The organism is Candidatus Obscuribacterales bacterium (genome assembly GCA_019744775.1).
In the GTDB taxonomy this organism is placed as follows: Bacteria; Cyanobacteriota; Vampirovibrionia; order Obscuribacterales; family Obscuribacteraceae; genus SBAT01.
In genome coordinates, this window is record JAIETZ010000003.1 from 301,818 (window position 1) to 320,570 (window position 18,753).

Sequence of the window (18,753 nt, forward strand, 5' to 3'; positions counted from 1 at the left end):
GGCATTCATCACCTTTTACGCAAGGCATTGGAGCGGCTTGAAAAGCCAGAGGTAATGTTAACCCAGAAGGAGATAGCTAAAAACACCATTTTGCTTATCTCTTCAATAATCGCAATGAAACAGAACGATAGACAAAGCCGAAGATGCCAATAGGTGGCTGTTTGACAAAAGCAAGAGATCAAAAATTTAAGCTAAACCGGCTAGGGTGCCCACATTGCAGCACCGACCAAACACATGCAGAAGAAAATCCAAATCGCTAGAAAGATTTTCTTGCGAGACCTTATTTGGTCTCGATATTTTGTGCCTATGTAGCTGGCGAGAAAGGCAACCGTTGCGTTGCGCAGAGTTCTGCCGACAAACACGCTGGCAAAGATTGCTAGTGGAGAATAACTTGACCTGCTGGCTTCGAAGACAAACGCCTTAAGTGGAATTAGGCTAAATGGTTGCAGAAGGAAGGACAGGTATCCCAAATCGTTGAGCGTACGAATAACGCGCTCTATTTTTGGCGGGCTGACCAGCGAAATTTTCTGCAGCAGGTAGTAGCCGGCCGCTGGGTCAGTCTTTGCCAAAAAGAATGGGATGAGTGAACCCGTGAGGGTTCCGACAATACAGACGGCGACAAGTTTGAGCCAGCTTTGAGGATACTTTGCCGCCAGAGGAGCTAGAAGCACGTCAGGCAAAACGAAGAAAAATGACCCCTCGGCAAATACCCAAAGAAATAGTGACAAACTTGTAAGGATGCTTGGAGGATTCAATTCGAAACAGCTCTGCGAAACGACTGAATTTTAACCCGTCAGAAGCCAAGATCTGTTATAAACTCGATGAATCAGATTGGTTGATCCCGGGCGTTACCTCATGGGATCTCCAGCAGTCTCGTATTGAGCAAGGGGTCGGTTTTTGAAGAGCATAACTTCAGAAGTAATAGCCGAAGTTAGAGGCCGGGCAAGTATCCTGGAAGTTGTCTCTGACACCGTTGCGCTCAAACGGGCTGGAAAACATTACAAAGGACTTTGTCCGTTTCACAACGAGAAGACACCGTCGTTTACGGTCAACCCTGAGCGCGGGATTTTCAAATGTTTTGGTTGCGGCGAAGGTGGAGACGTTTTTGCCTTTGTGCAAAAAGCCCATCGCGTTGATTTTATTGACTCAGTAAAGAATTTGGCTGAACGCTATGGCGTTCAATTGGTTGAATCACAAGAGCAACGCCAAGAGCATGATCGTCGTAGTTTGATGCTGATGCTTTATCAACAAGCATCAGAGTTTTACATGCGCATGTTGCAAGACGAGAAGCAGGGTGCCATTGCCCGGGAATATCTAAAGCGCCGCGGAATACCGGAAGAAATTATTCAAGAATTTCGACTAGGTTATGCTCCCAATACCTGGGACAGTTTGATTCAGTATTTGACCAGCGCCAACAAAGTTAGTCCGGCAACGTTAGCGGAAGCTGGACTTGTTCGTCACAAGGAAGATACTAATTCTTACTACGACCTTTTTCGCCATCGCTTGATGGTGCCGATTACTGACGATCAAGGTCGAGTAATTGCTTTTGGTGGCAGAACATTTGTTGAAGGCGAAATCAAGTACATCAACTCGCCGGAGTCACCAATTTATACAAAGGGACAACATCTCTACGGATTGAATGTAGCCAAAGATCATATCCGTCAGAAAGACTCGGTAATTGTCGTCGAAGGTTATTTCGACGCCATTGCCTTGCATCAATTCGGATTCAAAAACTCCGTCGCTACTTTGGGTACGGCATTGACCGAACGTCAAGCAAAGTTGCTGGTCAGACATACCGACTCTAAGCGAGTTTACTTATCATTTGATGCAGACGCTGCCGGACAAAAAGCAGCGGAGCGAGGAATTGAAACGCTTAATCAAGTAGCTGAAGGCATAGGCATCCAGTTGCGAGTTATCCGCGTACCTGGTGGCAAAGATCCCGATGAGTGCCTGCGTGCTCCGGCACCCGATGGTGGCGCCGAAGCATTTGAGGCGGCGATTCAAAATGCGCCACTGCTAACCGACTATCAATTGGAAAGAGCTGTTGCTGATTGCAATTTGGCAACACATACGGGCCGTATCGAAGCATCAAAATTGTTGGTGCCAATTCTTTCGGCAATCAAGAATTCAGTTGCTCGCGGTGAATACATTCGTCAATGGGCTGTCAGGTTGAACATTCGCGAAGAAGAATTGCTTTCTGACGTCAGCCAATATCGCCGGCAATCAGGAATAGCCAGGGCTCAAATGCCATCCAGGCAGGCGTTGCCCCGACATAAGGCATTGCCGTCCGGTTGTTTTGAAGCTGAGCGTCAGTTATTGGCTTTGTACATGACCGGTGAAGATGATCAGCGTCGGGTGGCAGGAATTTTGGCCGATGACAATATGGTTGATCCGGTTCACCAAAGAGTTAAGGAAGCCATTGAGAAGGTGATGGTCGAAACTCAAGATATTGATGATTTGCAGTCAAAGCTGATGGATGAGTTGGTAACCGACCAGGATGGTTTAAAAACAGTTGTCGACTTAATCCTCAAGGCTGAGGAGTTGAAAGAGCAGAACTTCGCTGTTGACGTTATTCTGAAAGATGGCAGGGCTAGAATTCTCAAGGAAAAGGTTACCCAAGAGAAGAATCGGTTGCGCGGACTTTTGAATTCATCTACTTCGGATGATGAACAAAAGCAAATACAGAGTAAAATAGGTGGATTGATGGAGGTGGAGGCGATTCTTTTGCCTAAAGCACAAACTGATTCGGATCTGTCAGAGATTAAGATGAAAGTGGATAGACTTCTAGGCAAGGAGCCCCAAGTACTTCAGGTGGAGAGTAGTAGCCTGTGACTAAAGGTAAAGACAAAGAAGACACGTTTATCCAACGGCTAGACAAGATGGAAGAGGTTGGCAAGCGTCGTAATCGTGCCGACTTAACGGATTTCTTGACCGGTGGCGACGAAGTCTTGGGTGGCGAAGACATATCGGGTTTGTCCGAGGTCGAAGAACCAGTTTTCATTGAAGAAGACGAAGAAAGAGTTACCGAAAACCCGGCTGAATTTGAGGAAGAAGCATCCAAAGGACTTACTTCAGATGATCCGGTACGCATGTATTTGCGTGAAATCGGGCGAATTCCTCTTTTGACTGCTGACCAAGAAATTGAATTGGCTCGTCGAATTGAGGAAGGCGGAGCAGATGGTGCAATTGCTAAACGTAAATTGGTGCAAGCCAACTTGCGTTTGGTTGTTTCAATCGCCAAAAAATATGTTGGTCGCGGCATGCTTTTCTTGGATTTGATCCAGGAAGGCAATTTGGGTCTTATCCGTGCGGCAGAGAAGTTTGATCACGAGCGTGGTTACAAGTTCAGCACCTACGCAACATGGTGGATTAGACAAGCGATTACACGCGCTATCGCCGACCAGGCTCGCACGATTCGTATACCTGTGCACATGGTTGAGACCATCAATAAACTGAAAAAAGTTACTCGTAAGCTTGCTCAAGATAAAGGTCGCAAACCAAGCGAAGAAGAAATTGCTCTGGCAATGGAAATATCCATTGTTAAACTGCGCGAGATCATCAAAGTTGCCCAAGAGCCAATTTCTTTGGAAACTCCAGTCGGCAAAGAAGAAGACAGCCGTCTTGGTGATTTCATTGAAGATCGCCAGGCTGAAACTCCAGCATCGTCTGTCACCCAAGAATTGTTGCGTGAAGATCTGGTTGAAGTTATGGCTGGGTTGTCACCGCGCGAAAGAGACGTCTTGCGTCTGCGCTTCGGACTTGATGACGGCAGAACAAGAACTCTGGAAGAGGTCGGTCAGCTATTTGGTGTAACTCGAGAACGTATACGTCAGATTGAAGCCAAGGCCTTGCGTAAGCTGCGCCACCCAAATCGCAGCCGTCGCCTTCGCGAATATATCGAGTAGAAATACCGTCTTATTCTTCTAAATCCGAAATGTCCAGCTCTTCAGCAGAGCGGCGAATTTCTTCGGTTATTTCGTAGAGCGAAGCTGCGTCTTGTGCTGAGACTGCGCCGGTGGGCACAGTGAGTACCTCGACAGTAAGTGCACGCCTGCCTAACTCTATATGTACTTTGTCTTGTGGCTTAAGCTCCAGTGCCGGTTTGGCTGGCCGGTCATTTACGAAGACCCGACCCTGGTCGCAAGCCATTTGAGCCACCGTGCGGCGTTTTATTAAACGGGAGACTTTGAGCCATTTATCTAAGCGCATAGCGGTTCATTTTATAGCAATACATTAAATATGATACGAGTTCTCGATATTAGCCAATTAAATTGGTAAGAGTTAGACTAGAAGTGCCTAGACTTGTAGAACTGGTTGGGTAGGGGTATCACGTCCAATGTTTAAGACATACAAGCAGGCAATTTTCATCTGTGCCGGTCTCATTGTGTTGGCAGTGATGTCCTGGGTTATTGCCGCTTTTAGTTTGCAGAGCAATCAGGAAGCAGAACAAAAGAGCGATGAAAAAACGGAGAATTTCATCGAAGTAAGCAATGATGTTGCCAATGAGATTGCCATCCGAAATGAACCGATAGACCAGCGAAAGGTGTCCCTAACCTTGCGCATTACCGGTCAAATTAGACCGGAAGTGGGCAAAGAGGTTGATATTAATTCACGGTTTAGTGGGCGGGTAATCAAGGTGCCCGTAGCTCTTGGTCAAAAGGTAAGTCCTGGCGAAGTCCTCGCCACTATCGACAGCCGCGAGATTGGTGATTTGCAGGCGGAGCTTATTGAGGCAAGGTCGAAGTTGGAAATTGCCCGGGCGCACGAGCGGCGCGAACAACAAATTTACGAAGAACAACTGCAGCGGCCGGCAGCGTTGATCCACGCTAAAGCTGAATTCAACCAAGCAAACACAAAGTTGGAATTGTCTGAGTCGGAATATCGCAGACAGGAGCAACTGCACCAAGAGAAGATTGCTTCGACAAAGGAATTCTTGCGCTCTAAGGCTGGTTATGAAAACGCCAAGGCGGACTTCTCGCAAGCCCAACAGAGTCTTCAACGCGAGGAGCACTTGTTTGCAAACCGGGCGATGATGAGACGAGATGTTGATGTCGCCAAAGCTGAGACAAAACGGGCTGACCAGCATTTGAGTACGTTGAAGCAACGACTGGTTTTTTTAGGTGTGCCGCAGAGCATGGTTGAAGACGTAATTCGACAAGGCAAAATACAGGTACTTGTACCTTTAATATCACCGGCAAATGGTGTCGTAACCAATATAGATGTTGCTGTTGGTGAAGTTCTAAGTCCAGAGAAAGTAGCTTTCACAGTCACCAATCTTAGTTCTGTAGTTGTTGCGGCAGATTTGCCGGAAATTGATTTGGCTAGAGTGAAAATGGATAGTCCGGTTCGGGTAAAGATTTCCAGCTATCCCAATGAAATTTTCCATGGCACCATTAATTACATAAGCCAAGTAGTTGATCCAGAAACACGCACGGTAAAGATTCGAGTCACGTTGCCAAATGAAAGCAACCGGCTGAAATCAAATATGTTCGCTGTAATTGATATTGATGGGGACTCGGCTGACATGTTGGCTTGTCCGAAGTCGGCAATTCAAGAACGCGACGGCAATAAGGTTGTCTATGTAGCTGTCGATGGTGGCTATCAAGAAAGAGCAATAAAGACCGGCAGGGAAAGCGAGACATATGTTGAAGTGTTGTCGGGTCTGGCTCCTGGTGAAAAGGTTGCTACACAGGGAAGTTTGATGCTTAAAACCGAGCTGACTTACAGGCACTAAGTTTTGAATTTTGGTGTTAGGAAAACATGCTGGACAAAATAATCACATTTGCCCTGACTCAGAGATTACTGATTGCCTTTGCTATGCTCTGTTTGATTTGTGCAGGTATCTGGGCTGTTTACCAAATTCCTGTTGACTCCTTTCCCGATGTTAGCAACGTCCAGGTTCAGGTGATAACGGAACCAGAACGCATGGCGACGGAAGAGGTGGAGACGCTTGTAACCTTTCCTCTTGAGACATCGCTCAATGGCTTGCCGAAAATCAAACAGATCCGCTCGAATTCCAGCTTCGGTTTGTCTGTTGTTACAGCCATATTTGAAGATGATGCCGATGTGTATTTCTGCCGTCAGCTAGTTTATGAACGCATCAATCAGATGAACTTCAATTTGCCGGAAGGCGAAATACGCCCGGTTTTGGGACCAGTGTTGACTAGCTTTAGTAATGTATTTATGTACTACCTAAAGTCGGATCGTTACGATTTGACCGATTTGCGCACCATGCAAGATTGGCTGGTTGCTAGAAGACTGAGAGCCGTCAGGGGCGTAGGGAATGTTGTCTCTTATGGTGGATACGTAAAGCAATATCAGGTAATTGTTTCGCCGAATAAACTACGCGGTTATGGACTAACGGTAGCAGATGTCATTCATGCATTGGCTGAAAACAATGCTAACGCCGGCGGTAACTTCATTGAGCAAGGCGGCGAAGAAATAATTATTCGTGGGTTGGGTCGAATTCAAAAGGAAGCCGATATCGGCACTATCGTTTTGAAATCTGTAGGCGGCACACCGGTCAAAATATCCAACGTTGCTGAGATTGTGGTGGGGTCGGCATTCCGTCGTGGATCCGCATCTATGGATGGGAAAGGCGAAGTAGTTACAGGCATCGTTCAGACTCGCAAGGGCGCAAATACCAAGGCTTCGGTTGAAGCTATTCGCAAAGAAATAGCCCACATTCAAAAAGACTTGCCGGAAGGTGTAGAAATAGTCCCATATTATGACCAGTCACACCTTGTAAATCAGACCATCGAGACCGTAAAAGAGATTCTGATTTTTAGTAGCGGACTCGTTGTCATTGTATTGATGGCAATGCTGATGCACATTCGCAGTGCAATTATTGTTTGTGCAATCATTCCGTTATCGTTGCTATTTAGCTTCATTATGATGAAGTTCACCGGCTTGTCAGCCAACCTTATGACTCTGGGAGCCGTGGACTTTGGTGTGATTGTTGATTCCGGCGTGGTGATGGTGGAGAACATCTATCGACATTTAGCTGAAGCCAGCCACCATCAACCAGGCAAGAAATTAGACACATGGAAAATTATTTTGGAAGGAGCCAAGGAAGTAGGCAGACCAATCTTCTTTGCTATCGGCATAATTATTTCAGTTTATATTCCACTATTTACGCTTGAAGGCGTGGAAGGAAAGATGTTCCATCCACTTGCGCTTTCCTTTATTTATGCCATTTCCGGTGCTTTGATTGTGTCTCTGACAATTATTCCTGTCTTGTGTTTCTGGGCAATGAAAAAGCCTTTGGTTGAACGTGAGAGCCCAGTGCTGACTTTTGCCAAGCGTCATTACACGCCAATCTTAAAGGCTGCATTGAATAACCCGCAAAAGACAATGGGCATTTCTGTACTGGTGCTCGTTGCCAGTCTGTTGCTGGTACCGCTCTTGGGTTCTGAATTCGTGCCAACATTGGACGAAGGACCAATTCTACTTAGAACCAAATTGTCTGCCAGCGTCTCGCATACCGAATCGCGTCGAATTGCTGCTATTGTCGAGAAGATGATCAAGAATTTTCCTGAGGTCACGGAGGTCGTTTCTCGAATTGGTCGATCTGGAATGGGATCCGATCTTGATGGTGTGGACAACGCGGATGTATCTGTTGGTCTTAAGCCGAAATCAGAGTGGAAGACAGCGCACACCAAAGAAGAACTAGTCAACAAAATGGCGGCACAGCTGGACAAGATACCGGGACTTGTATATAGCTTCTCGCAGCCAATTGCGGACATGATTGATGATTTGATTGCCGGCATCAAGGCTGACTTGGGCATCAAGATATTCGGTGATGATATTTACACTATCGACAGCCTGGCCGGTAAAGTGCAAAGAGTCGTCTCAAGTGTTAAAGGTGCTGCTGATATGCAGCGAGAACATATTCTTGGTCTGCCTCAACTTAATATCAAAATCAAGCGGGAAGAAATTGCTAGGCATGGCATCAACGTGTCTGACATTCAAACTATTATCGAGACAGCGATTGCCGGTGAAGTCGTGACACAAGTCGTTGAAGGAACAAAGAGATTTGGCTTGTTGGTGCGCTTCCCTTATGACTATCGCGAAAACATGGAAGACATTCAGAATATTTTGGTTACGACTCCTGACGGCGGTAAGATTCCGCTCAAGCAGTTAGCTGATTTCGAATTGGATCGTGGTTTGGTAATGCTTAATCGCGAGGACGGACAGCGCAGAACGGCTGTGCTGGCAAATGTGCGCGGACGAGATTTGGGAAGCTTTGTTGCTGAGGCGCAGGCAAAGGTTAATAAGGAAATTCAATTGCCCAAGGGATATCACATCGAGTGGGGTGGACAGTTTGAAAATCAACAACGAGCTATGGCTCGTTTGTGCATTGTTGTTCCGGTTGTGCTTTTGCTCATCTTCATTCTTCTGTTTGTAACTTTCAACTCTCTGAAGAATGCGGGACTGATTATGCTTGTTGTGCCATTTTCCCTCATTGGTGGCATTCTTGCGCTCTTTATTACTCGTCAGGTCTTGTCTGTGCCGGCTGTTATTGGATTCATTGCCCTCTTTGGTGTCGCCGTGCAAAATGGTGTGATCTTAGTTAGCTATATTATGCAATTGCAGAAACATGGTTATCCGGTGCAAGAAGCGGTATTGGATGGCGCTCATGTTCGATTGCGGCCCGTGTTAATGACTGCTCTCGTGGCTATTATGGGATTGGTTCCCAAAGTTCTATCTAGCGGTACAGGCGCCGAAATCCAAAGACCATTGGCGACGGTAGTGCTTGGTGGATTGATATCAGCTACGATTTTGACATTGGTTGTTCTGCCGGCCCTGTATGAGCTCTTTAATCAGCCAGAAGAAGAACGTTAATGCAAAATTTGGTTGCTAGTTTTATCGGAACAGCGCTAAAGGGCAAATACCTTACTCTGGGTTGTGTTGCTTTACTTGTAATTGCTGGTGTAATTGCTTGGAGAATGCTGCCTATTGAGGCTTATCCGGAGTTGGCTAATCCTCAAGTTAGGGTGATCACTATAGTCCCTGGAAAAGGTGCCGAAGAAGTCGAACGCTTAATTACAGTGCCGCTGGAAAAGGAAATGAATGGCATTCCAGGACAGACTGCTTTGAGATCTTTATCTTTATATGGTTTGTCTGTAGTAATTTCAACATTTAGCGATAACTCCCAGACAGCGCTCGCTCGGCAGCAGGTTCTTGAACGGATTCATCAGGCTGACTTGCCGGATGGTATAGAGCCTCACTTGGAGCCGGATGTTGGCTCGCTAAGGGAAATCTATCGCTACTATTTATCCAGTCCCTACTACTCTGCTATGGGTTTGCGTTCGATTCAACAATGGGACTTAGAAAAGCTTTTTCGGCAAATCCCGGGAGTTATTGGTGTTGTTAGTGAAGGTGGGCAAACCAAGACTTTTCAAATTAACGTAGATCCATATAGGTTACGAGCATTCAATGTAAGTTTGGAGCAAGTATTTATTGCTGTAGAAAAATCCAATGACAGCACGGGTGGCGGATTCATCGAACGAAATGGAAATGCTCTCATCGTACGTGAATTGGGACTTTTAAAAAATGAGGACGACATAGGGAATGTCGTAATTAGGACAAACGCCGAGGGAGTTCCTACACGCGTAAAGGATGTGGCTTCCGTAACAATTGGACCTATGGTACGTCGTGGGCAAGTTGGGAAAGACTATGACGATGAGATTGTAGAAGGCATATTGTTGCTTCGAAGAGGCGAGAATCCTACCCAGGTGTTGAAGTCCGTGAAAGAGCATTTGCCGGAAGTTATTGCGAGGCTGCCGGCCGGCGTCAAGCTAGTGCCTTTGTATGACCGCGATATTCTGATGAAGCAGACGCTAGCTACAGTTGGTTTCAATATTTTTGCCGGTATTACTCTCGTTGTTATTTTGTTGGCAGTATTTCTCGTTGATGTACGGTCTGCTCTTATCACGGCTTGTGTCATTCCAATTTCTATGCTCATAGCTTTTATTTGCTTGACTCTTTTGGGAGTGCCGGCAAATTTATTAAGTCTTGGCGCAATTGATTTCGGTATCTTAGTTGATAGCTCTGTAGTGATGACCGAAAACATTGTTAGACGTTTGTCTAAAGAAGGACGTGATATGAACGTTCAAGAGCGCCTATATCTCTTGGCTGAGTCTGCTCGTGAGGTAGGAGGACCAATTATTTTCGGTATTGTCGTAATTATCGCTACGTTTATGCCGATATTCAGTTTCTCGGGAGTAGAAGGAAAATTGTTTCGGCCACTGGCGACTACGATGGTCAGCGCTTTAATTGGTGCAGGTCTTGTGTCGCTGGCGGTAGTGCCGGTACTGTGTTCTATTTTTTTGGTGAAGAAGCCATTAGAAGAGAAACAGAGTCCAATTGTTAAGATTGCCCGTCGTCTGTATGAACCAAGTTTGAACTGGGCGCTAAAACATTCTCACGCTGTAATTGGAATTGCGGTTCTGACGATTGTCATTTCCGGCTTGCTCTTCGTGAATCTTGGAAGCGAGTTTCTACCGCATTTGGAAGAGGGTAATATTTGGTTGAGAGCTACTATTAAGCCCGGCAGTGTGACTTTGGAAGAATCGGCTAAGATAGGCAGGCAAGTGAGACTAGCTCTGCTGAAGTTCCCTGAAGTCAAACAGGTGATTTCCCAGGTGGGTGGTCCTGATGATGGAACTGATCCAGCGAGATTTGCTGATCAGGAATATTACATTGACCTTCTGCCGGCCAAAAAATGGCGCGGACAGTTTCATGAGAACAAAGACCTACTTATAAAGGCAATGCGTCAAGATTTGGAAACTATTCCTGGTGTTGGCTATTACTTTACACAATATATTCAAACGACTCTTGATGAAGCCTTATCCGGCGTACAAGGCTCTCTTGTCGCGAAAATAGCCGGCCCTGACTTGGCAGAATTGGAAAAATTAGCCGACAAAGTTGGTCACATAATGTCGAAGACGCCTGGAATTGTGGATGTAATTGTTGACCCGCTTTTAGGACAGCCGCAGTTCGTAATTAAGATCAATCAGCAAGAAGCGGCACGTTATGGACTTAATGAACACGATTTGCGCGACCTGGTGGAAATAGCAGTCGCTGGAAAATCGGCGACCAAGATTATCGAGGGCGAAAGACGTTTTGATGTGGTCGTGCGTTTTGCTGCTCCCTTTAGATCAACTGAAGAATCGCTTGAGCAAATCCTTATTGATACTCCAAATTCGCAAAGAGTTCCTCTATCGCAATTAGCAACACTGGAACAAGTCAATGGTGCCACGCAAATTTGGCGAGAGTCTGGTTATCGAATGGCTACCATTCGAGCAAATGTACGGGGTCGTGACTTGGCTACTGCTGTTAAAGATGCACAGCGGCGTGTTGCTTCGGCGATTGTTCTGCCTGAAGGATATCGCGTTCAATGGAGCGGTGAATTTCAAAGGCAAAAAGAGGCAACACACCAATTAGCGATTGTTCTGCCTGTGACATTAGTTGTAATTGTTACTATCCTCTATCTCTCGTCTGGAACGCTGGGCGGAGCCCTGGTAATCTTTTCCGTGATACCGCTTGCTGCTCTTGGAGCGCTATTGGCCTTGCACCTCACTGGTACTTACTTTTCCATTGCTGCCGGCGTTGGACTAATTGCCTTATTTGGATTAGCTGTTAAAAATGGCATTCTTCTTGTGGCTTTTGTTAATGAATTAAGACACGAAGGATTTTCGGTTGCGGAGGCTGTTTATCAAGGAGCACTGACCCGGATGAGACCGGTTCTAATGACAGCAACAATTGCTGCTGCTGGATTGATGCCGGCAGCAATGTCAACGGAGATTGGTGCGCAGACACAGAGGCCTTTTGCTATCGTAATAATTGGCGGGTTAATTTCTTGTACACTACTTTCGTTATACGTATTGCCGGCGCTTTATCTCAAATTCTCTCCCAGCCCTGGCAGACCCGCAGGCACCAAGAGTACCGACCTAGAGGAGGCAGTTGATGCGTAGAATCACGATTCTTCTTATTACTGTCCTGATTTCTGGTTGTACGCAATCGACATCTACTATTCCGACCTCGGATTCAAAGGGCAAAGATATCTGTGCGCCGCTAATGCTCACGGATAGTGAATTGTCTAGTATTGGATTTACAGATGCAGTTGCTTCCGTGCGGACGGTGCCGGTGAAGCTGAATTTGGTAGGGACCATTCAGGCTAATCCCAACTTAACGACACCGATTAATTCTCTGGTGCCCGGTCGGATTGAAAATGTATTTGTCCAACACGGCGATGTTGTGAGAAAAGGACAGATTCTTGCACAAATTCGCAGCGACGAAGTGGGCGAGTTGGAAAGCGATTATTTGTCGAAATTAGTTGACCTGGATTCTCAGCGCAAGACCGCGAATTTACAATTGGCTTTAAAGCAAAAGATATATGATCGTAGAGCGGTTTTACTCAGTGAAAAAATTGCCGCGAGGGCGGAATTTGAGCTTGCAGAAAGCGACTTAGAGGAAGCTAGGCTAGACCTGGCTGCAATTGACGAGAAGATACAAGCAGCCTATAGATCTACCAAAGAAAGGATAGGCTTGTATGGTTTGTCTGAAAGTGAGTTGAATAGATTGAACAAGGCTCGTACTATAAAAGCTGTGTTTGATGTCGTATCGCCGCGAGCCGGGATTATTATAGATCGTGAGGCAGATCCAGGCGAAATGGTTGAGTCTGGTAAGAACTTATTTGAAGTTTCTGATTTATCGCACGTATGGCTTGTTGCCCAAGTCTTCGAGAAGGATTTGCGCTTCATGCGAAAGTATTTGCCAGTCGAAGTTGTTGTAGATAGTTTTCCTGATGAAAAATTTTACGGACTAATTGATTTTGTTGGCGCACAAATTGATCCGGAGTCCAGAACATTGAATATTAGAGCAACAATTAGCAATCCGGGAATAAGACTTAAGCCTGAGATGTTTGCCGAAATTGTAGTTCAAACAGGTTTGTCTAGTGGATTAGTAATCCCGCAGGCATCAGTGCAAACAATTGGAGAAGTATCAGTAGTGTACATAGTTAAGGATAAAAATCATTTTGAGGAAAGGCAAATTCGTACCGGGCAAACCTCTGGAGATTTAGTAGAGGTTACGCAAGGATTAAAGCCGGGCGAAAGAGTGGTCGTCAAAGGAAGTTTGCAATTGTTGGGTCAGTCGGTAAAACGAGCGAAGGAGTAAGAGCGCCATGGAATTGATTACGGCAATCATTCAACCATTCATGCTGGATCGCCTCACTCGAACCTTGCGTATGCAGGAGATTACCGGCTACACCGTTACGGAATTAAAAGGTTCAGTACTAAACTTAAATGACTCGGCTGACTATTTGCAGCCGCGTGTTAAAGTCGAGATAGCAGTCAACAATGAAGAATCTTCAAATATAATCCAACTGATTAGTAAAACAGTGAGAACGCATCAGGAAGGAGATGGCATCATTTACTCAGTTTCGTTGAATAGTTTTTCCAATATTCAAACGGGATTGACAGGACCGGAAGCTTTGGCCAAGCAGCAAAAAAAGGATTAGTTATTGCAATGGTACGTTAATTGCTTGCTCTAGATCCGTGAAGGCTAGTTGATAGTCCATGATAGCGTTTAGGTAATCTCTGCGTACTGCCACGTTTGCTTGTTGAGCGGTCAATGTAGCTGTAATGTCAGACTGACCCACCTCATAACTCCGTCGTGCCAGACGTGCTACTTCGTATGAGTCAAAGAGAACGTGTTCTTGATACTCGAGGATACGTTGTCTGGCTGTGATGAGATTGTTGTATGCAGATGAAACTTCGCCGATGACGATATTTTTCTGTCCTAGCAATTGAGCTCTCAATTGTTTAATTGTTGCCCGCAATTGAGTAATTTGTCCTTGCTGAAAATCTAGAACTGGCAGTTGAACCAGCACGTTGAATAACAGACCGACGGTGGCGTCAGATCCAGTCTCGGGAACCGGCGGGTTGCCTGAAAAGTCACGACCCCACATGAATTCGGGTGTTGGAATGATATTGCCGAATGCTGCTTTTAGCTGTGCGCTGGCTACATTAATTTGTTTGTTGATGATTTTGAGTTCGAGGCGATTGTTTTGCGCTAGGGTGATGAATTCACTAAGCGGTGGCACTGGCTTGGAAAAGTCCGGCAGTAAATCATTTCTTTCGGCGGTAGATAATTCCTCTGCACGTTCTTTGCTTGCTTTTAATCGAAAAAGCGGTAATCGCGGGACGTTAATGCTGTTTTCGACCGGATTGGCCATGACTACGTTGAGTTGTTGTGCTGCTCTTGTGGCGCGCATGTTTCCTTGTCGCAATTCGATATTGGCTTGTGACGTTGCCAGGCGTGCTTTTAAAACATCCAACTCGGGTACGTCGCCTGCATTGAATCGTTTTTGTGCAACATCTAAAAGTTTTTCGGCAAGTTGAGAAAGATCAGAGAGCGTTTCTGCCGTTTCTTGTGCGAGTGCAAGTTCGGTGAAGCTGCGGCGGATGTCGGCGCGGAACTTCCAAAGGTCGCGAGCGATTTCCAATTTTGTTTGTGCCACTTGGCGCTTGGCTACCAGCAATCTGAAAAGTACTTTCCATGGTGGCTCAATTGGAACGTTGACTGCTTGCTGGAAGCTCAAGCTACCGTATCCATTGATCAAGACCAAGCTTGGATTGGGAAAAGTGAGGGCTTGCCAATACGCTGACTTTGTAATTCCAAGTTGTTTTCGTATCGCTTCTGTCCGTGGGTTATTCATAAGCGCATCATTTAGTGCTTGGCTAATAGTCACTGTCTTTACTGCAGTGCCTTTCAACATCGGTTGCCCACTGGTGCTAGTAGCAGTGGGTTGTGTTGCGTCTGTTGCCGGCATTGATGATTGTGATAGGTCGACAGACGGTAAAACGATACCTTTGTCTGTCATTGTTCCATTGCTGGTTGTTGACTGCGGATTCGCTTTCAATGCCGAATCGGGAGCCACCTGTAGGCTTGGTGATGGAGTTAACGCCGGACGCAATTGCACCGATGAATCAGAATCAGTTTTTGCCGCAGGCATGCTGGCGCCTGCCTGCATGCTGAATGTAGGCGTTGTAGTAAGAATGAAAAACAAAAGGAAGTAGGCGATAAATGCCATTCTTCATTTCCTAATACTAGAACTAGATAGTTAGTATAACCTAATTTAAAATTGCACTGTGACAACGTGCTAAATACGCTCTTGTACCCATTGAGCTATTTCGTATCGTAGTGACGGCATCATCTCAAAGCATATATGTTTAGCCCTCGAACAGATAACCAGCTTCTTGTCCTGGCAAGATACTAATTCAAACAGATTTTTGGTTTCTGCAAACGGAACAAATACGTCTTTGCCGCCACCGATGATTAGGGTAGAGCAAGTGATGCCTGACAAGGTTGAGTGCAGGCTGAATTTTTGAGCCAGTTGGGATATGTCTTCATCGTCTTGCACAAGTTGTGACAAAAGCTCACGCTTCAATTTGTTCTGAGCTTGTTTGTTGACCAATACATCCGACGGTGCGGAAAGACTTACGCAGACTTTGAAAAGCTGCGGAAACTTTGCGGCTAGACTCAAGGCAATGGTGCCGCCGATACTTGCGCCGTGCAGTGCAATGCGATTTGCATCGAGGACTTTTGTCTCCGCAATGAATAACACAATTGCATTGCACAAAGAATCAAGATTCAGTAAGTCAAACGACTCGGAAAGACTTTCACCGGTGCCCGGATAGTCAAATGAAAGTGTTGCAATGCCTTGGCGTAAAAACGCGTGTTCGGTGTAATGCAACTCTTCTTTCGTTGACTTGTGTGCGTTAAGCAATACGACAACAGGAAGTGAGCCATACGGAATTTCTTCTTCGTTGCCTGGCAATCGCAAGTAGCCTTTAAGTGATGCAACTTTGTATGGAATTTCAATCTTGCGAGCTGGATAACTGAAATACGGCGCTGCTAACTCGTAATTGCGGCTGCACATGTTGTACGTCTGTGACTTTTGTTTTGTGTCTTTCATTATGAGTTGCGCGTAGAAACTCCACAACGCTGCTTGCAAATGATGGTCGCGTGCTCTGGCAAGAAGACCTAAGTCGTCCCAGTAGCGAGCTTTTTCTTGATAGTTTGCCGCCATCAAAGTTAAGCGGTAGCGCAAGTCGTCTAGAGTTTTTACTTTGTTTGTCGCTTGCGCGAATTCTTCGGCGTAAAGTCCATTTGCTAATGCTCTTGTTTTAAGCACCGGCAAAATCATGCGCAAGGTTGCGCTTTCGGAAACTTCATTGAGAAATTTCGTCAGTCTTTGATTTGCGCGATTTGTTGTTAGACGAGACATTAGTCGACTGAATAAATAATGACAACATGGCTGAAAGCCTGTTGGCAACGGTGTTTTAGCGATCGCTATTCTACCTGAGGGATATATCTTGTCCCTTAACAACAATCAAAAAATGTTTTTGGAAAATCTTGTCAAGAAATTCTTGGAAACGTATAGATGCAAGTCTTACTAGCGAGGACGCAGCGCCGATAATGCGGTTCAGAAGCGACAAGTCAGGGGTATAAAACCGGTACTGGGGCATCCAATTTCGGTTGTCGAGCGGGCAAATAATTTGAGAATTAATTACAGAGCAGCAGCAGAGCAAGGGCGGCGAAGAGCCGTCCGTAGCGATGCGTGTAAAGCTGGACAGCAGGCGCAGGCGAGACTTGTCGAGCCGGAGCTATAAATATGGACGTTAAAGAGAGCAGAGCATTTTTGCGAGGCGAGATGGAATTCACGCCCGAACGCATGATGCGTTATATCCGCTCCCGGGCGAGGCTCTCCTCCGAAGAAGATGTTGAGGACATTCTGCAGAATGCCCTAATTTTGGTGACCAAGCACTTTGACCCTAGCTATCCGGGTGCCAAGCTCAAGCCCTACTGTATGGCTGCCTGTAATAAGGCTATCGCTCAGAATCTGGAGCGTTATCACAAAGTTATCCTTAAGAAGGCTGAAAAGCCTGAACTGGCCGTGCCTCACGGGGTTGTCTATGAAGAAGAGCGGGAAGTCCATGGCGGCAAGGTAAAGATTAAAACCCTAGCCCCGGGACAGGCTTTCGACTCCCAGCCGTCTTCGGGCAGCATCTGGCAGACGACCTCCCTTGATTCCTTGTTTTCCGAGGAGGATGGACGCTCGGCAGATGACGTTATAGGGGAATCGTCCGTTCTGGGCTCCGGTTCAGGACTGGGTCAAAATCCTGAAGAACGGGCTCTAATGGCTGATTTAATCAAGCAAATAACCGATGAACTGCCCACAGACCTGCACAAAGTTTGTTTCATGCTCAAATATGTCCATGGATATAAAAGAGAAGATTTGATTTCCTGTCTAAAAATGGAGGCTAAGAGTATAGATACGATCGATAAGAAAATCGTCCGTACACTAGCTCAATTCAAAGCGAAGCTGGACGAGGAAAGCAAAACAAAAGCGAGGGATGAATAACATGGACGGCAAAGCCTCAAAAGCAAAGACGGAGCTCAAGCAGATTCTCGATATAAAGGAAGAAGATGTTTGCGTCAAAGCTCTTGCTGACTTTTGCCAGAGGCACAGCGACAAATTGCCGTTGCCTGGCGAGAACAGCCAATTTGATGAACTAATGTGGAAGGTATCTGAACATATCAACTTAGGTAAGGAAGACAAAGCGACAGTTAAACGCGTTACTGAAAGACTCATCGCCGGACTTGCACAGTCTGGTGTGGACATTGCCTTGAAGTTTCGCGAGTTAGTGGGTGCCGGCAAAGAGATGGCTCTCAGTGCCTGGCAGGATGCACTCTTTTCTTTGAGCTGGCAGCAATTGCAACCAGTGGCAATTACACGTAGCGCGGGCAAGCAAATGGTGTCACTTGGCACAATTGAAAGACAGCTGGGTGATGCTCACGTTGAACTAAATCTTGGTTGGTTGGTTGAAGAGGATAGTTTGCGAATATTGATGCAGGCTACAGACGAGAAGAGTTCCGGTCTGCAAGATTTGGAATTGCGCGTCAAAGAAATGGATCGCGGTGTTGTTTTCATCGAGAAGACAGATACGGATGGATCACTTGTCGCCAGCCGTGTTGAGGTTGGACCAGGCAATTATCGAATTGAAATTGGTTGGAAGGACCTTGTGGCTGTAACGCCGTATTTTTCAATCAGTGCGAGTTAGACGATCGAGACGTTCTGCGTAATCGGTGGAGCGAAGTATTGTGGCTCTGGAATATCGAGTTTCAACTGATATTCAGATGGCGGCTCGAAGCAGTGAATGCAACGTGCTTCGTATTGACTGTCACCGACAAGAATTTGTTCGTTTGATTGCACAACGCGTTGCGTACGGCAGGCGAAGTCTGATCCGCACTTACGACAGACTGCGAGCAATTTGTCGACGCGATCAGCAAGTGTAAGAAGATGCGGTACACAACCAAATGGAAGTCCGCGGTAATCCAAATCCAAACCAGAAGCGATTACTTTCTTCTTCTGTCTCAACAGTACATGGATGACATCAATAAGACTGTCATCAAAAAACTGACATTCATCAACGCCAATAACAATTGCTTGGCTCGAATACTTGAGCATATCCTTTGCTGTTTCTACGACGATCGCTTGAGAAGTTAAACCATTGCGTGATTCAACATGGTCCGGACGCGAGCGAGTATCAGTTGCCGAGCGGAACATAATTGTCGGCAAATAAGCCAAACGAGCGCGCTCGATACGCCGAATAAGCTCGCTGGATTTCCCAGCGCTCATGCAGCCAACGATCATCTCAAATCTATATCCACTATACATAT

14 protein-coding genes are annotated in these 18,753 nt (G+C 46.1%); 9 read left to right on the forward strand and 5 right to left on the reverse strand.

All coding sequences use genetic code 11. The annotated features are described in order from the left end of the window. Window positions 1–200 precede the first annotated feature (200 nt). Window positions 201–755: a hypothetical protein gene (locus K2Y22_08060; protein MBX9878399.1), complete on the reverse strand. Its 555-nt coding sequence runs from the start codon at window positions 753–755 to the stop codon at window positions 201–203. A 142-nt stretch (window positions 756–897) separates the two neighbouring features. Here K2Y22_08060 and dnaG point away from each other — a divergent pair, with 142 nt between their 5' ends. Together dnaG and rpoD are read left to right on the forward strand one after the other, a co-directional pair. Beyond that, a complete protein-coding gene (gene dnaG / locus K2Y22_08065) occupies window positions 898–2,832 on the forward strand; it encodes a DNA primase (GenBank protein ID MBX9878400.1) in 1,935 nt (644 codons plus the stop codon). Between the two features lie 47 nt (window positions 2,833–2,879). Continuing rightward, entirely contained in the window at window positions 2,880–3,905 is a 1,026-nt protein-coding gene (gene rpoD, locus K2Y22_08070; GenBank protein MBX9878401.1) for an RNA polymerase sigma factor RpoD, read from the forward strand. Window positions 3,906–3,915: 10 nt separating this feature from the next. Here rpoD and K2Y22_08075 read toward each other — a convergent pair whose 3' ends face one another. Next, window positions 3,916–4,209 carry an RNA-binding S4 domain-containing protein gene (locus K2Y22_08075; GenBank protein ID MBX9878402.1) on the reverse strand — a complete coding sequence of 98 codons (294 nt, stop codon included), beginning with the start codon at window positions 4,207–4,209 and terminating at the stop codon, window positions 3,916–3,918. 127 nt (window positions 4,210–4,336) lie between these two features. Between K2Y22_08075 and K2Y22_08080 the strand changes: the two genes are divergently transcribed. The 5 genes from K2Y22_08080 to K2Y22_08100 are packed head-to-tail and all read left to right on the forward strand — an operon-like array spanning window position 4,337 to window position 13,525. Further along, window positions 4,337–5,734, forward strand: coding sequence for an efflux RND transporter periplasmic adaptor subunit (locus K2Y22_08080; GenBank protein ID MBX9878403.1), 1,398 nt, complete (start codon window positions 4,337–4,339; stop codon window positions 5,732–5,734). Window positions 5,735–5,760: 26 nt separating this feature from the next. Continuing rightward, a complete protein-coding gene (locus tag K2Y22_08085; GenBank protein ID MBX9878404.1) occupies window positions 5,761–8,844 on the forward strand; it encodes a CusA/CzcA family heavy metal efflux RND transporter in 3,084 nt (1,027 codons plus the stop codon). Continuing rightward, window positions 8,844–11,978 (forward strand): CusA/CzcA family heavy metal efflux RND transporter, encoded by a 3,135-nt coding sequence (locus tag K2Y22_08090; GenBank protein MBX9878405.1) that lies wholly within the window; start codon window positions 8,844–8,846, stop codon window positions 11,976–11,978. The genes K2Y22_08085 and K2Y22_08090 overlap by 1 nt, the downstream gene beginning before the upstream one ends. Continuing rightward, a complete protein-coding gene (locus K2Y22_08095; protein MBX9878406.1) occupies window positions 11,971–13,182 on the forward strand; it encodes an efflux RND transporter periplasmic adaptor subunit in 1,212 nt (403 codons plus the stop codon). Before K2Y22_08090 ends, K2Y22_08095 begins: the two co-directional genes overlap by 8 nt. 7 nt (window positions 13,183–13,189) lie before the next feature. Continuing rightward, a complete protein-coding gene (locus K2Y22_08100; protein ID MBX9878407.1) occupies window positions 13,190–13,525 on the forward strand; it encodes a P-II family nitrogen regulator in 336 nt (111 codons plus the stop codon). Here K2Y22_08100 and K2Y22_08105 read toward each other — a convergent pair whose 3' ends face one another. Beyond that, window positions 13,526–15,100: a TolC family protein gene (locus K2Y22_08105; protein MBX9878408.1), complete on the reverse strand. Its 1,575-nt coding sequence runs from the start codon at window positions 15,098–15,100 to the stop codon at window positions 13,526–13,528. It abuts the gene before it with no gap. A 69-nt stretch (window positions 15,101–15,169) separates the two neighbouring features. After that, window positions 15,170–16,297 (reverse strand): esterase FrsA, encoded by a 1,128-nt coding sequence (locus K2Y22_08110; GenBank protein ID MBX9878409.1) that lies wholly within the window; start codon window positions 16,295–16,297, stop codon window positions 15,170–15,172. A gap of 387 nt (window positions 16,298–16,684) precedes the next feature. Between K2Y22_08110 and K2Y22_08115 the strand changes: the two genes are divergently transcribed. Together K2Y22_08115 and K2Y22_08120 are read left to right on the forward strand one after the other, a co-directional pair. Then, window positions 16,685–17,434, forward strand: a complete 750-nt coding sequence (locus tag K2Y22_08115) for a hypothetical protein (protein ID MBX9878410.1) — start codon at window positions 16,685–16,687, stop codon at window positions 17,432–17,434. A gap of 1 nt (window position 17,435) precedes the next feature. Then, a complete protein-coding gene (locus tag K2Y22_08120) occupies window positions 17,436–18,134 on the forward strand; it encodes a hypothetical protein (protein ID MBX9878411.1) in 699 nt (232 codons plus the stop codon). On the opposite strand, the gene K2Y22_08125 is transcribed toward K2Y22_08120, so the two are convergent. Beyond that, window positions 18,131–18,712: a hypothetical protein gene (locus K2Y22_08125; GenBank protein ID MBX9878412.1), complete on the reverse strand. Its 582-nt coding sequence runs from the start codon at window positions 18,710–18,712 to the stop codon at window positions 18,131–18,133. The two genes, K2Y22_08120 and K2Y22_08125, sit on opposite strands and share 4 nt — an antisense overlap. Window positions 18,713–18,753: the final 41 nt, after the last annotated feature.

Coding starts and splice junctions, on each gene's coding strand:
- rpoD (MBX9878401.1), top strand. CDS start 2,880: ATGGAAGAGGTTGGCAAGCGTCGTAATCGTGCCGACTTAACGGATTTC.
- K2Y22_08075 (MBX9878402.1), bottom strand. CDS start 4,209: ATGCGCTTAGATAAATGGCTCAAAGTCTCCCGTTTAATAAAACGCCGC.
- K2Y22_08080 (MBX9878403.1), top strand. CDS start 4,337: ATGTTTAAGACATACAAGCAGGCAATTTTCATCTGTGCCGGTCTCATT.
- K2Y22_08085 (MBX9878404.1), top strand. CDS start 5,761: ATGCTGGACAAAATAATCACATTTGCCCTGACTCAGAGATTACTGATT.
- K2Y22_08090 (MBX9878405.1), top strand. CDS start 8,844: ATGCAAAATTTGGTTGCTAGTTTTATCGGAACAGCGCTAAAGGGCAAA.
- K2Y22_08095 (MBX9878406.1), top strand. CDS start 11,971: ATGCGTAGAATCACGATTCTTCTTATTACTGTCCTGATTTCTGGTTGT.
- K2Y22_08100 (MBX9878407.1), top strand. CDS start 13,190: ATGGAATTGATTACGGCAATCATTCAACCATTCATGCTGGATCGCCTC.
- K2Y22_08105 (MBX9878408.1), bottom strand. CDS start 15,100: ATGGCATTTATCGCCTACTTCCTTTTGTTTTTCATTCTTACTACAACG.
- K2Y22_08110 (MBX9878409.1), bottom strand. CDS start 16,297: ATGTCTCGTCTAACAACAAATCGCGCAAATCAAAGACTGACGAAATTT.
- K2Y22_08115 (MBX9878410.1), top strand. CDS start 16,685: ATGGACGTTAAAGAGAGCAGAGCATTTTTGCGAGGCGAGATGGAATTC.
- K2Y22_08120 (MBX9878411.1), top strand. CDS start 17,436: ATGGACGGCAAAGCCTCAAAAGCAAAGACGGAGCTCAAGCAGATTCTC.
- K2Y22_08125 (MBX9878412.1), bottom strand. CDS start 18,712: ATGAGCGCTGGGAAATCCAGCGAGCTTATTCGGCGTATCGAGCGCGCT.